8 protein-coding genes are annotated in these 14553 nt (G+C 37.5%); 7 read left to right on the top strand and 1 reads right to left on the bottom strand.

What is annotated here, in order from left to right; genetic code table 11:
* Positions 1 to 722: 722 nt before the first annotated feature.
* The 7 genes from yhbH to HNP81_RS21550 all read left to right on the top strand — a co-directional run bounded on the left by yhbH (position 723) and on the right by HNP81_RS21550 (position 13573).
* Positions 723 to 1889, top strand: coding sequence for a sporulation protein YhbH (gene yhbH, locus HNP81_RS21580; protein WP_182503984.1), 1167 nt, complete (start codon positions 723 to 725; stop codon positions 1887 to 1889).
* A gap of 127 nt (positions 1890 to 2016) precedes the next feature.
* Positions 2017 to 4353, top strand: a complete 2337-nt coding sequence (locus tag HNP81_RS21575; protein ID WP_182503983.1) for a helix-turn-helix domain-containing protein — start codon at positions 2017 to 2019, stop codon at positions 4351 to 4353.
* A 409-nt stretch (positions 4354 to 4762) separates the two neighbouring features.
* A complete protein-coding gene (locus HNP81_RS21570) occupies positions 4763 to 6196 on the top strand; it encodes an MFS transporter (protein ID WP_028393336.1) in 1434 nt (477 codons plus the stop codon).
* Positions 6197 to 6468: 272 nt separating this feature from the next.
* Positions 6469 to 7662 carry a M20 family metallopeptidase gene (locus HNP81_RS21565; RefSeq protein ID WP_182503982.1) on the top strand — a complete coding sequence of 398 codons (1194 nt, stop codon included), beginning with the start codon at positions 6469 to 6471 and terminating at the stop codon, positions 7660 to 7662.
* Between the two features lie 93 nt (positions 7663 to 7755).
* Positions 7756 to 8943 carry an amidohydrolase gene (locus HNP81_RS21560; RefSeq protein WP_182503981.1) on the top strand — a complete coding sequence of 396 codons (1188 nt, stop codon included), beginning with the start codon at positions 7756 to 7758 and terminating at the stop codon, positions 8941 to 8943.
* A gap of 715 nt (positions 8944 to 9658) precedes the next feature.
* The gene (locus tag HNP81_RS21555) at positions 9659 to 12691 is read left to right on the top strand and encodes an efflux RND transporter permease subunit (RefSeq protein WP_182503980.1); all 3033 of its coding nucleotides are present in this window, start codon (positions 9659 to 9661) and stop codon (positions 12689 to 12691) included.
* A gap of 339 nt (positions 12692 to 13030) precedes the next feature.
* Positions 13031 to 13573 carry an RDD family protein gene (locus HNP81_RS21550; protein WP_051405075.1) on the top strand — a complete coding sequence of 181 codons (543 nt, stop codon included), beginning with the start codon at positions 13031 to 13033 and terminating at the stop codon, positions 13571 to 13573.
* A 223-nt stretch (positions 13574 to 13796) separates the two neighbouring features.
* On the opposite strand, the gene HNP81_RS21545 is transcribed toward HNP81_RS21550, so the two are convergent.
* Positions 13797 to 14384 carry a DNA-3-methyladenine glycosylase gene (locus HNP81_RS21545; protein WP_028393331.1) on the bottom strand — a complete coding sequence of 196 codons (588 nt, stop codon included), beginning with the start codon at positions 14382 to 14384 and terminating at the stop codon, positions 13797 to 13799.
* Between the last annotated feature and the right edge of the window lie 169 nt (positions 14385 to 14553).

Genomic DNA, 14553 nt, shown 5'->3' with positions numbered 1-14553 from the left:
TTGCCCATTTTTAATAAATTATTGTAAATTATTGCGTGTCCTTGCATAGGATAGAGTAATACAATCTTTTACGAAATATTTAGCAAAATCTAACAGTTGGATAGTGTATGTTCCGAAGTAGGGATATAAAGATTTCCGCACTACCGTATCATATGCAAGGAGATAAAGAATGGTTCAACCTTATCCCACATTAATGTGCAGTAAAACCCCACCTCAAGTCTTAGAGAAATCGAAGAAGTGTAGGAGGGAGATAACTGCCCGACCGCTGTGATCTTCAGCGGTTTAGTTGAGCCCACAGGATGTGGGTCATACAGACGAACGACTAAAGGACGCGGCGTACTAAGTTAGTGATTCATTGAACCTTAGTTCGTACTGTCGATTGATCGAAGCGAAGATCATAGCGACAGTAGAACGGGACTAACAATCAGGGGGAGATGAAGAACCCCCCCACTGAAGAAGTTTCACTTTATCAGACGACTGATTCTTAGAATTTGGCTGTAAAGCTCCATATAACTGTCTTGACTGTACGAATTTCTTTAAAAAAGCAACTTGTGTATGTTTCAAGTAAGGAATGACAGATTTTAGTGTTCACATCAGGCGCCATTAGCTCGAGATACAAGCCAACCGTCAAGAAGATCAAAGCACGATCCTCATGCCAGCATATCTTGTGCTTGTCGCCGATTACCAGGCGCATTAAGCTTTCTAATAAGGGGGGAAAGTGTATGACGAAAGAGAACAAACATCAGTTTGCAATTTCACAGGAAGATTGGTCCCTCCACCGTAAAGGATTTGATGATCAACAAAGACATCAGGAAAAGGTGCAGGAAGCGATTAGGAATAATCTTCCAGATTTAATTTCTGAAGAAAGTATTATTATGTCAAACGGAAGAGACGTCGTGAGAATCCCTATTCGTTCACTAGATGAGTATAAGATTCGTTATAACTATGATAAAAATAAGCATGTAGGTCAAGGAGATGGGGACAGTCAACTTGGGGATGTAGTGGCAAGAGATGGATCCCCAGAAAAAGGACCAGGTAAAGGTCAAGGAGCAGGAGACGCTGCTGGAGAAGATTATTACGAGGCAGAAGTAACGATGCTAGAAATCGAGGAGGCTTTGTTTAGCCAGCTTGAACTTCCAAATTTACAGCGCAAAGAACGTGATGATAACACGATAGAGGATATTGAGTTTAATGATATTAGAAAAACAGGCCTGATGGGGAATATTGATAAGAAGAAAACGATGATTGCTGCATTTAAACGGAATGCCTTAAGCGGTGATCCAGGTTTTCATCCGATTTATAAAGAAGACTACAAATTTAAGACCTGGAATGAAATCGAAAAACCAGATTCTAAAGCAGTCGTTTTAGCGATGATGGATACGTCGGGAAGTATGGGGCTCTGGGAAAAATATATGGCTCGTAGTTTCTTTTTCTGGATGAATCGTTTTCTTCGGACAAAATATGAATCTGTTGAGGTAGAATTTATCGCTCATCATACTGAAGCCAAGGTCGTTTCAGAAGAAGACTTCTTTTCAAAAGGCGAAAGCGGTGGTACGATTTGCTCATCCGTTTATCGAAAAGCTTTAGAGCTTATTGACACTAAATACGACCCTGATCGATTTAATATCTACCCATTTCATTTCTCAGACGGTGATAATCTCACCTCAGATAATGCCCGCTGTGTAAAACTTGTAGAAGAACTTATGAAGGTATCGAATATGTTTGGCTACGGTGAAGTTAATCAATACAACCGCCATTCAACTTTAATGACAGCCTACAAAAATATTAATAACGAAAAGTTTCGTCATTATATTTTAAAGCAAAAAGCCGATGTCTTTCATGCGATGAAGAGCTTTTTTAAGAATGAAGAAACGAAATTACATGCATAATTAGAGCAAACGCAGAACAAGATTTCTTGGTCTGCGTTTATTTGTTATGATTGGCGTGGAGTATAAAAATGTAAAGAATTCATAGTATGCCTTGTAATGGACAAGAATGAGAAATGGGTGAAAAAGATTGGACGATCCACATACAGATTTTCAAATTTCTTTGCAAAATATCGAGTTTATCGCACCTAGAGTAAACAAAGGAATTCAGTTCATCCTTGTCATAAATGGTGAATTAAAAATTGAAACCAATAGTCGTTTTTATCATTTGGAAGAAAAAGACTTCCTTGTTATTAATCGCAATCAGCTTTATCAGGTCCAAGGAAGTGAAAGTAATAGCACGCTTTCATTAACTATCTCGGATGCCTTTATGGATCATCATTACGCGGAGTATCGAAATCGTCGATTTGAATGTTATTCTCGAGAAATCGATATGGGAAGAGATGATATGATTCAATCTATTCGAAGGCTGCTTGCAAATGTGATGGTCAGTCATTATAGACAAGAAGAAAGCTATAAGATCGAGATTCATGGAAATATCTGTCAAATACTTCTGATCCTAATCCGTCGGTTTAAAGAAGAGGGTAGTGTCTTTGAAAGAGCAGATACGGACAACTTACGATTATCCCAGATGATTGACTATATGGAAAGGAATTATGAGCAGCTGATTACCCTTGAAAAGGTAGCCGAGAAATTTTATCTTTCTACAGGCTATCTATCCCGCTATTTTAAACAAAAAGTGGGGATGGGGTTCAGCCGTTTTTTAATGAATATCAGGCTTAAACATAGCATGAAGGATTTATTATATACGTCAGACTCCATTTCGCAAATTGCTATGAACAATGGATTTCCTAATTCTAAGTCTTTCTCTAGCCTTTTTAAAGAAGTATACGGAATAACCCCTCATGCTTATCGGGAAAAACATGGGATACAAAAAGAAGATTCTATTCAAAGCTATAGCAAAGAGGATGCCGCAATGCTGATTCGTTCACCAGAAATAGTTGCGAATTTAAGCAGTCTGCTGATGGAAGATCAAAAGTCATATTCTCACACTGAGACTCGTTTTGATAAGCTGTCAATCAACTTGTCCAAGCCGTTATCGTTGAAATTAAACTGTCCAGATCACATTCTTAATATTGGAGAAATCATTGAATTATTAAAGGAAGATGTACAATCTCAAGTACTGGCAGTGAAACAAGATTTACAGCTTCGTTATATTGGAGTTCATCATCTACTCAGCCGCACAGTGATTCCTCCAGAGGTAGAAACAGATGAAGCGATTGCGACAACTTCTCCATATTTTAATATTGATCGTGCACTAGAATTTCTAAAAAAGCATGATTTGTCTTTATTCGTACGGATTGATTATAAGGATATATCAAGGAATGAAGATCATTATTTTAATAAGCTCGCTCAATTCATGAGGCATTGTTTGCAATTATACGGAGAAGCGTTTGTTAAACACTGGCATGTCATGTTTTATGAGCCGTATTCTACAGGTGTCGAAGCGAAAGAGCTTCAAAGAATCTATCTTAGATTACATGGTGTATTGAAAAGGTTTGTTGAATCGATTCATGTTGGGGTCTATATGCCGTTTTCTTTCCGCAAAGAAAAAACAAACGATCATCATATATGGCAGCTGGGATACAGTGAGTATATTGATTTTATCGGCTACAGTGCAAACCAAAATGAGTTTATTGACTTTAAAGAAATGGTAGATGACTCGTTCCAATTAGCAAAGGAATATATTAAAGAAAAAACGATTAAGATGAAGTGGTATTTAAAGAAGAATCATTTAGAAAAACCGCTCCATCTCGTATCGTGGAATACATTGTCTGGGAATACCCGATTTACAAACGGCACTTTTTTTCGGGGAGCTTTAGTCTTAAAAAATGTTTTGGATATCGCGAATGACGTGGAATCGGTTGGTTTCTGGATTAACACAGAAGTCCATGAAGAGGGTGGAAGGGATCAGCGTTTTCGAATGGACGGCTTAGAATTATTCCATTACTTTAACGGCAAGCGTCCTGCTTATTTTGCCATGATGTTCTTAAAACGTCTGCATGGCGAAGTTGTGGCACATGGTTCAGATTACGTGATGACGCAAAATGAGCGAGGTTTTCAATTGTTATTGATGAATTGTACAATTGTTAATCCTTATTTCTCACTCGAAGAGACGATCCTTCAAAAACTTAATAAAGATCTTCGTGTTACTATTTCTGGAATACAAACTGGTGAATATCAAATACGTAAACAAGTGTTTGATAAAGAACATGGTGCTTTATATACGAAATGGTGGAACTTTAACAGTAAGCATGGAATGGATGCTGAAATCATTGATTATATCATCAATTCTAGCCGTCCTTCTTTGGAACTATTTGATGAAACGATTGATGGAGATTGGTCATTTTATTCCTACTTGACGAGCAATGCTATTCACTTTTTTGATATTCGAAAAACATATTAATAATAAAGGGTCAGAACTCCCTGTAAAAGAATAGGAGTTCTGACCCTTTTTTGCTCTTTTCGCATACTTTGTTGCTTTTTATATACATTCTTATTGAATGGAAGGTAAAAAATCAACCCTCTTTTTTTACCTGATTCAGAACGAGGTTTATTTTTGTACTCTAAATGGTATTAAACTAAATAAGAATTGACTCTACTAAATTACCTTTATTTTTTATAATGAATGTATAGAAAATAATCAAAAGGTTCCTGTTAAGATTTGTTCTAATCGATAATTTCTGCAGATTAAAGCGATTATGGATAATCTTTCTATTGTAAAAACCTTACTCTATACAAAAGCTATAGATAAGTAATCATTTAGTCTTTAATCTATTTAACAGTAATTTAATCTAAACATCAGGGGGTTCATCATGGAAACAAGTTATAAAGGCACAAATAAATTGATTATTGGTATTGTTTTTGGGGTTATCACATTTTGGCTCTTTGCTCAATCAATGGTCAATGTCGTTCCGGCGGTTCAATCAGATTTAGGTATTTCACTCGGAACAATAAACATAGCCATTAGTTTATCTGCCTTGTTTTCAGGCATGTTTATCGTTGCCGCTGGTGGCTTTGCAGATAAGATTGGACGTAAAAAAATAACGTATATAGGGTTAGTTTTAAGTGTTGTTGGTTCTTTTCTTATTGTTATAACACAAGGTGCAGCATTGTTGATTATCGGACGTATCCTCATAGGGATTTCAGCAGCATGTATTATGCCAGCAACAATTGCGTTAGTGAAAGCTTATTATGAGGGGCCAGATCGACAACGCGCCCTCAGTTTCTGGTCAATCGGTTCTTGGGGCGGCTCAGGTGTTTGTTCACTTGCTGGTGGAGCAATAGCAACATATATGGGCTGGCGATGGATTTTCATCTTTTCTATTATCTTCGCTCTTCTTGCGATGTTGCTTATAAAAGATACTCCAGAAAGTAAAGCAGAATCAAAAGGTGCTTTTAAATTTGACTATACTGGATTAGTTATATTTATTATTACGATGCTTGCCTTAAACTTGTTTATTACTCGTGGATCGGATTGGGGCTGGACAAGCTCTTTAACTTTAATTTGTGCAGCGATCGCAATCATAGGGATCATTGTATTCGTTAAGGTGGAAATAAAAAAATCGATTGCATTGATTGACTTCTCTTTATTTAAAAATAAACCATACGCAGGAGCCACATATTCCAACTTCTTATTAAACGCTGTAGCTGGAACACTTGTTGTTGCCAATACGTATGTGCAAGTCGGTCGTGGATTTACGGCATTCCAATCAGGAATGTTATCAATCGGTTATTTAGTAGCAGTGCTTGCGATGATTCGTGTCGGTGAGAAGATTTTACAAAAAAAAGGCGCGAAATCTCCAATGATTTGGGGGGCCATAATAACGACTATAGGTGTAGCTATGATGGGATTAACATTCTTACCCGGCATTTCCTATACAATAGTTGTATTTATTGGGTTTGCTTGTTTCGGTCTTGGGCTTGGAATTTATGCAACCCCATCTACAGATACATCTGTATCTAATTCACCTTCTGATAAAGTAGGGGCAGCAGCTGGGGTTTACAAAATGGCAAGCTCATTAGGTGGAGCGTTCGGGGTTGCAATTTCTGCGTCTGTTTATGGTGCCATTGCTGCTGCTAGTAGTGTTGAAGTAGCTGCAACAGGAGGGGTAATTGTCAACGTAATATTCGGTATACTTTCCGTCATCTCGATTATTTTTATGATTCCTAGTGATGCTGGAAAAACGTCCAAGGAGCCATCACCTAGATCAAGACAAAATACTGGTGAACCACAACCTAGTCATTAAAGGAGAATATTGGGGGAGAGGTCTTCTCTCCTAATAATTTACTGGAACGTTGTAGGGAAGATCAATTGATTGAGAGGAAATACAGGGAAGTGATCTGACCTTAACATATGCTGATTTTCGGTTACAGGTACTCGCTTTCAGCTGGTGGACTCAGAAGCCTTCTCAGTGCTTCGCACAGGCGGGTCACCCTTCAATACACTCCTCTAAGCAGGTAAAAACTAAAAACAAAAATCATTATGAAAAGAGCTTAACTTATAAAGGAGATAGATATAATGCGAAGCGAATTAATGGATTTACTTGAAGCACGTAAAGACGAAATGATTCAAATTCGCCGTTATTTACACGAAAATCCGGAATTATCTTTTAAGGAAGAAAAAACAGCACAATATATTGCCGATTTTTATCAAGGTAAAGACGTTGACATTCAAACGAATGTTGGAAATGGATATGGCATTATTGTAACGATTAAAGGTGGTAAACCAGGAAAAACGATTGGATTACGAGCAGATTTTGATGCGTTGCCAATCGTAGAAGAAGCTGATGTTCCGTTTAAATCGAAAAATGAAGGGGTTATGCATGCATGTGGACATGATGGACATACGGCATATTTATTAGTGTTAGCAGATTGTTTAATTCAGTTAAAAGACTCGATTTCAGGTACGATTAAAATTATTCATCAACATGCGGAAGAGGTTCCACCGGGTGGAGCGAAAAGTATTGTCGAATCTGGTCTACTTGATGACTTAGATGCGGTTTACGGAATTCACTTATTCCCAACTAGTCCTGCGGGTAGTGTAGGATACCGTAGTGGTTATGCAATGGCAGGAAGAACGTATTTCAAATTAGGCATTCAAGGTGTAGGTGGACATGGTTCCTCACCTCATTTAGCTAACGATGCGATTGTGGCTGCTGCTCATTTTGTGACAGCTGTTCAAACGGTGATCAGTCGTCGATTAAATCCATTTGAAGTCGGTGTTATTACAATCGGTTCTTTTGATGGAAAAGGTACTTTCAATGTGATTAAAGATCGTGTAGAACTTGAAGGTGACGTTCGGTATATGACGAAGGAGACGCAAAATTTAATCGATCAAGAAGTCCATCGATTGGTAAAAGGAATTGAAGCGCAATTTGATGTGAAGTGTGAACTCACATATACAGCGGATTATCCTCCATTATACAATAATCCTGAATTGACAACTAAAGTTGTAGAAAGTCTTGAAAGCCTGAAAGATCATGATTCAGATATTAAAGACGTATATGAGTTCGACATGCTATCTGGATCAGAAGACTTTGCCTACTATTTAGAAAAAATTCCGGGTACATTTTTCTACATTGGTTGTAAACCAAAAGAGGTAGAGAAAGCCTATTTCAATCATCATCCAAAATTTGATATCGATGAAGATGCCCTTCTTGTAGCGGCGAAATCAGTCGCTCAAGTAATTTGCAGTTATTCTAATAAAGAATAAGTTATCATTTGTAAACTGGATATTTGTTTCGTAATAATAGATCTATTTAATTGTAACTCATTGTATCTGAATAAAAATAGGGAGGGAACAATTGTGAGAAAACAATTAATGGACATGTTAGAGGCACGTAAAGATGAAATCATTCAAATTCGTCGATATTTACATGAAAACCCTGAATTATCTTTTAAGGAAGAAAAAACAGCACAATATATTGCCGATTTTTATCAAGGTAAAGACGTCGATGTCCAAACGAATGTTGGAAATGGATATGGCATTATTGTAACGATTAAAGGTGGAAAACCAGGAAAAACGATTGGTTTACGAGCAGATTTTGATGCATTGCCAATCGTAGAAGAAGCTGATGTTCCGTTTAAATCGAAAAATGAAGGGGTTATGCATGCGTGTGGACATGATGGACATACAGCATATTTATTAGTTTTAGCTGATTGTATAATTCAGTTAAAAGATTCCATTCCAGGAACGATTAAAATTATTCATCAACATGCGGAAGAGGTTCCACCAGGTGGAGCAAAAAGTATTGTTGAATCAGGTTTGATTGACGACTTAGATGCTGTATACGGTATTCATTTGTTACCAATGGGTCCAGCAGGTGTTGTGGGGTATCATGCAGGATATTCATTCAATGGAAGAGCGTATTTCAAATTAAAAGTTCAAGGGGTAGGCGGGCACGGCTCTTCTCCTCATTTGGCTAATGATGCCATTGTTGCTGGTTCTCATTTTGTTACTGCCGTCCAAACCATTATTAGCCGCAGGTTAAATCCATTTGATGTCGGTGTTATTACAATCGGGTCTTTTGATGGCAAAGGTACTTTCAACGTCATTAAAGACAGTGTCGAGCTAGAAGGTGATATTCGTTATATGACTGTAGAAACAAAGGAAAAAATTGAGAAAGAAGTTCGTCGTCTTGTAAAAGGCCTTGAAGAAGAATTCGGAGTGACTTGTGAGCTTACGTATGAACCCGATTATCCACCTTTATACAATAACCCTGAACTTACAGAACAGGTTGCACAAAGTCTACGAAGCATGAATGATAAAGATATTAAAGAAGTGAAGGAATTTCCGGCATTACCACCATCAGAAGACTTTGCTTACTATGCAGAAAAATTCCCTGCATGCTTTTTTTACATCGCATGTTCTCCAAAAGGTGTAGAAAATCCTTATTTCAATCATCATCCGAAATTTGATATTGACGAAGATGCCCTTCTTGTAGCGGCAAAATCAGTTGGGCAGGTTGTATGTAGTTATTATGAATTAGACTAACAAAACGCCATCATTTACCATGAAGGATCCATCCTGTAATGGTGGAGGTGCGGAGCCGGACTTTGAAGAACTTTCTTAATAAAGTACGTATATCTGCAAGTAAATTGGCTAGATTAGTAAGCCGAAGCCCTGTCCCTACATCATTCATGAAAAAGAAGTATGACTTCGTTTTTGCAATCTATTACATGAAATGAGAATTGAGTTTCATTCATTTACTCATATCATAATATCAAACCTTATTACATTCTTGGCATTGTGGAGGATGTGATAAGGTTTTTTGTGTTTCTATAGTAAATCATGAATCTCTGATTCGAGCTCATGAAGAAGAAGAAGACCAAGACACGGTCATAGATGTAATGCAAAAAATAGGGAATTTTTATACAGTAATGAGTCGTACAGTTTTTTTACTCTCGCATGATTCTTCTGGATTTCCTGAGTACTGTTTGAATCGAAGCAAGGTAATCTCCCTTCCCTTTTCATCCTATGCTCCTACGTCTCGAGACTTAGAAAAAGATAATCCTAGGGCTCCATGTTTTTCATGTCATATTTTTCTAAAATGAACATGTAAGGTATATGTTAGTTAATGAGGAGGAATTATGAACAAAATGTAAAATTGTTAATTTTTATAATTAAGGGAATAATGAGTACTTTTTCAGTGGTTTTATGGTAATATTTGTATCGGTGTAAAATTTATTTTTTCAGAGGTGATGTAGAAGTGTCGTTCATAACGAAGTGGGCGTTTGGTAATAAAGCCGCAGTTTCATTAGTGACCATATTAATTTTAATAATTGGTGTTGTTAGTTATTTTAGATTACCAATGGAGTTTCTGCCTGCTGCTGATAATCCACAGGTAACGATTATCGCAATGGGTCAAGGTACAGATTCGAAAACAATGGAATCTGAGGTAACGATTCCTGTAGAAAGAGCAGTAACTGGTGTGAATGGAAAGAAATCTGTCTACTCTACAACAGGAGATGGTTTCTCAAAAGTTGACATATTTTTTGAAGCAGGATCGGATATGAAGCAAGCCAAACAAGACGTTCAAGATGCATTAAATCGTGTAACAATGCCTCCAAATATATCAAAGCCTACCGTTTCGCAACTTAATACATCTATGATTCCCATTGCTAATATAGCCGTAACTTTTGAAGATGGAATGACGCCAGAGAATATGGCGTTAGCACGGGAAAAACTCCAACCGTTATATCAAGATATAAAAGGTGTCTCGAGCGTTGATTTGTATGGGATTACAGATTCCATCATATCCGTCAAAATTAATAATGATAAATTAGCTGAAAAACAAATTTCACTGCAAGCTGTTATGGGGGTTCTACAAGGTCAAAACACAGCCTTGTCTGTCGGCGAAAAAATCATTGATGGAAAAACAAGCAACATTAAGGTGATTGGTGACATAACTAGTTTAGAGAAGTTGAAAGGATTAATGGTAGCTCCAAATGTAACGCTAGGAGATATAGCAGCGATTACAGAAACAAAGAATGCGAATTTCATTAGTCGTTTTAATGGGAAAGATAGTTTAGATATAAGCATTACGAAGGATAGCCAATCAAATGCAGTGACAATAAGTAAAGAGGTAGAAAAAGTAACGAAGGAAATAAATGAAATATATGATCAACAAGAGTCTGTTGTTTACATATCTTCTGCTGACATGGTACAGACCTCTGTACAGACCATGATGAAAGAAGTCCTGCTTGGTGCACTTTTCGCAACCATTGTCATTATGGTATTTTTACGAAATATCCGGTCTACTTTTATTACCATTGTATCGATTCCACTATCACTTTGTTTTACACTATTCTTGCTGTCGTGGTCTGGTATTACATTGAATATTTTAACACTTGGCGGAGTCGCTGTTGCAGTAGGGCGACTTGTTGATGACAGTATTGTTGTCATCGAAAACATTTTTCGGAAAATGCAAACAGAGAAATTTTCTGTTCAAATGGTCATTGATGCAACTAAGCAAGTAGGAGTTGCCATTACCTCCTCAACATTAACAACAGTGGCTGTTTTCTTGCCGATGAGTTTGTTGAATGGAGGACTTCAAGAATTTCTTTTACCATTTGCTTTAACGGTCACGTATTCCTTGCTTGCTTCCCTCATCGTCGCATTGACCGTTGTACCTTTAATGAGTGCGGGTTTACTGAAGAATACAAAGCTTCCTGAACATAAACCGGCAGTACATTTCCCCAAAATGGTTACTTGGTCATTAAATCATAAATGGATTGTATTCTTGATTTCATTCCTTCTTTTTATCGGTTCGATCGGAACTTATTTTGTCATCCCTAAGGGTGCGGTTGATAATTCTTCTGCTGACTATGTCGTTGCTACACTAAGTTATCCGAATGATACACCTATTGAAGAAGTAAAAGAAAAGACGATTGAACTAGAATCATGGGTAAGTGGAATGGATGAGGTCAATTATGTATTCTCACAAGTAGGGTCTCCGGCTGAAGCAGCTCAGTTCGGCTATGTTGGATCACCTACCGAAGCGACCTTAAGTATTTTGTTACATGATAAAGAAGACACAGAAAAGATACTAGATAAAGTGGAAAATAAGAAAAATGAATTTCCTGATGCTCAGTTAGAGGTATTCGCTTCCTCGTTTATGATGGGAGGAGCTAGTACGAATGTCACAATCGATGTAATCGGGGAAAATGTAACTGACCTTGAAAAAACAGCCGACGCTATTAAAGAAAAAGTAGAAAAAATTGATGGCGTGGAAGAAGTGACAACCAATCTAGATGAAAAGAAAACTGTTTATTCCTTAACAATAGACCCTTCAAAAGGGAATACAGAACAAATCGCTCAACAAGTTGGTATAATGTTAAATCAAACACCAATTGGAACGATCAATTTGAATGACAAACAAACACCAGTGTTGTTGGAGCCTATTCTTGATACGAAAACAACTGAAGAATTGAAAAATATTCCGATTTCTACAGCTACCGGGCTCGTACCAGTATCGTCTATCGCTTCATTACAAAGTGAAGAGCGTTCAACTAATCAGTTCCATAAAGACGGAGAAACCTACTTACGGGTAACGGCTTCTGTCGATCCTGCAAAGCTATCTGAAATATCAAGCAAGGTGAATCTTGAGATATTCGGGGATCAAAAGGATCAAGAAGGGATGGACCTTCCAGAAGATGTTGATGTTTTAATTGGAGGCGCTAGTGCTCAGCAAGCAGATGATTTTATGGATTTATTTCTCATTATGCTTGTTTCCATCGGTATTGTATTTTTAATTATGGTCATCACCTTTAAATCGGTTAAAGCACCCATTGCTATTCTCTGCTCTCTTCCGCTTGCAGCAATCGGAGCTGTTTTAGGAATTGTCATAAGCCGAATATCAGTAGATATAACTGCACTTCTAGGGGCATTGATGCTCATAGGAATTGTCGTGACAAATGCAATTGTTCTTTTAGATCGCGTTAAACAAAACGAACAAACGATGATCATTCGGGAGGCGTTGGTAGAAGCAACAGCTACTAGAATGAGACCGATTTTTATGACAGCAATCGCCACAATCTGTGCAATGATTCCATTATTATTGAAAGAAACTGAAACTGGAAGCTTAGTCTCACAAAGTCTAGCCATTGTGGTCATTGGAGGCCTAGCCATGGCGACTTTACTGACACTAATCGTCATCCCATGTATTTATGAGCTACTTTATTTTAGGAAATCAAAGAAACAACGGGCTGTTGAAAGTGTTGAACAAGAAATTTCATTATAATTAATGGTGTCCTAATAGGGTTTGACCTCGCACTCTATATACGGTATATAGGAGCAAAATTTAATATACTAACTATAATCTGTATATAGCAGTTGTGAGGCCAAACCCTTTGCATAATTAATCCATTTAGTGTTGTGTTATTAAATCGGTTTTTTTGATAGATAAGCTACTTTCAACGTCATTTAAGATGGTATCAAGCAGAAGGTGAGCATCTTTATGCAACTACATAGTTCATTTTATTAAAAGTAAATTATATCCTTTTGGTTATAATTGTAACTTCTATATTTATGTATAATTGAATATAATTTGTTAGTGGCATAAGTAAAGGAGGACACATCTATGATTGAAAACCAAGCAGGATTTTGGGTGCGTTTTGGCGCACAGGTGATTGATGCACTTATTTTTATCGTATTAGGATTAATATTAGGAGCAATTTTTTCGAATGGGACATCTGAATGGTTGAGCAATATTATTTCATTTTTATACGCTTTATTGCTTCCTATCTTTTGGTATGGTTATACAGTTGGGAAAAAGGCACTTGGTGTTCGGATAGTGAAGCTTGATGGGAGCCAGGTCACATTCTGGACGATGATTAAGCGTTATGTCATTGCAGGGATTGTATATGGACTGCCTTCATTTCTAGGAATAATTGGCTTTATTGTATCATTTGGTGTTTCTGGATTTGATGTCTTCATGAGTGAAGATCTGATGTCGGATGCGGTAGTAAGTGAATTATTTAAAGGGTTTGCTTGGCTATTCATTGGCTTGTTACTTTCAGGTGTTCTCTATGTAATTAGTGCTTTCATGATTGGACTACGAGAAGATAAGCGCGCGATTCACGACTTAATTGCTGGCACATATGTAACGAAAAATAAGCCGTAATTAAAAATAATCGATTGGATCAAAATAAATGAATTGATTATATTTTATTGTTATCACTTTAACATTCCAAAGGAAGAGGATCAGGCAGTTAATGTCTGGTCCTCTACTTATTCGTGAAACTACATGAAAGGCCCATTTCATTGATCGATACACATCTAGAGAATGTTCATCCTGTCTCGCCAATTTGCTTTCTGGGGTATATTACTTGAAAGTATTCAGTTGGCTACTTGGAGATATACGAATTTCCTGTAATCCAGAAACGCCATGGATAGTCCTTTGCTTCACCACTGTTTCCGATGCCGATTCTAGGTCCACTAGAAATATGTTTGGGTAATATACCTGGTGTAATATAAATCGGTGGTTTCGTATAGCACAAGCCATAGTCCTGCATCGTAATCCCAAGTGCCTTTGTTAATTTCCCGGGGCCATTCGTCAGCTTCTTCTCAGTTTGCAAGCCACGCCTTTGCTGCATCAATTCAATCCCCTCGATTGGTTCCAAAGCTCGAATGAGGATGGCTTCGGGTTTATCAACTCCACCACTCGTGACATTTACCAGTGTATGAGTATGCATTTGGTACGTATATACCAATCCAGAATGGCCAAACATTATTTCTGTCCGCTTCGTTCGCCGATTGTTAAAACTATGGGCGGCGCGATCTTCAGGTCCTATATAAGCTTCTGTCTCGACGATATATCCTGAACAAATGCCTTCAGATGTCTCTTTTACCAATAAACAGCCAAGTAAAGATTTTGCGAGATCCAAGGTTGATTTTTCATAAAAATCTATGGCTAATGCGTGAAAATTTGTCATAAGTATTCCTCCACTGGTTAGCAGTTTTAAAAAAAGGCTGTTTTCACATACTTTGTTGCTTTTCAATCATTTTCACACTAATAACCCGGGTTGATTTCCGTTGTAGAGGCGGTCTCAGAAGCCTCCTCAGTGCTTTGCACTTGCGGGGTCTCCCTCAACACGCTTTTCC

The organism is Peribacillus huizhouensis (assembly GCF_014138605.1).
GTDB lineage: Bacteria > Bacillota > Bacilli > Bacillales > DSM-1321 > Peribacillus > Peribacillus huizhouensis.
Note: the sequence above shows the minus strand (reverse complement) of the source record. Positions and strands in the feature narration are given on the sequence as shown.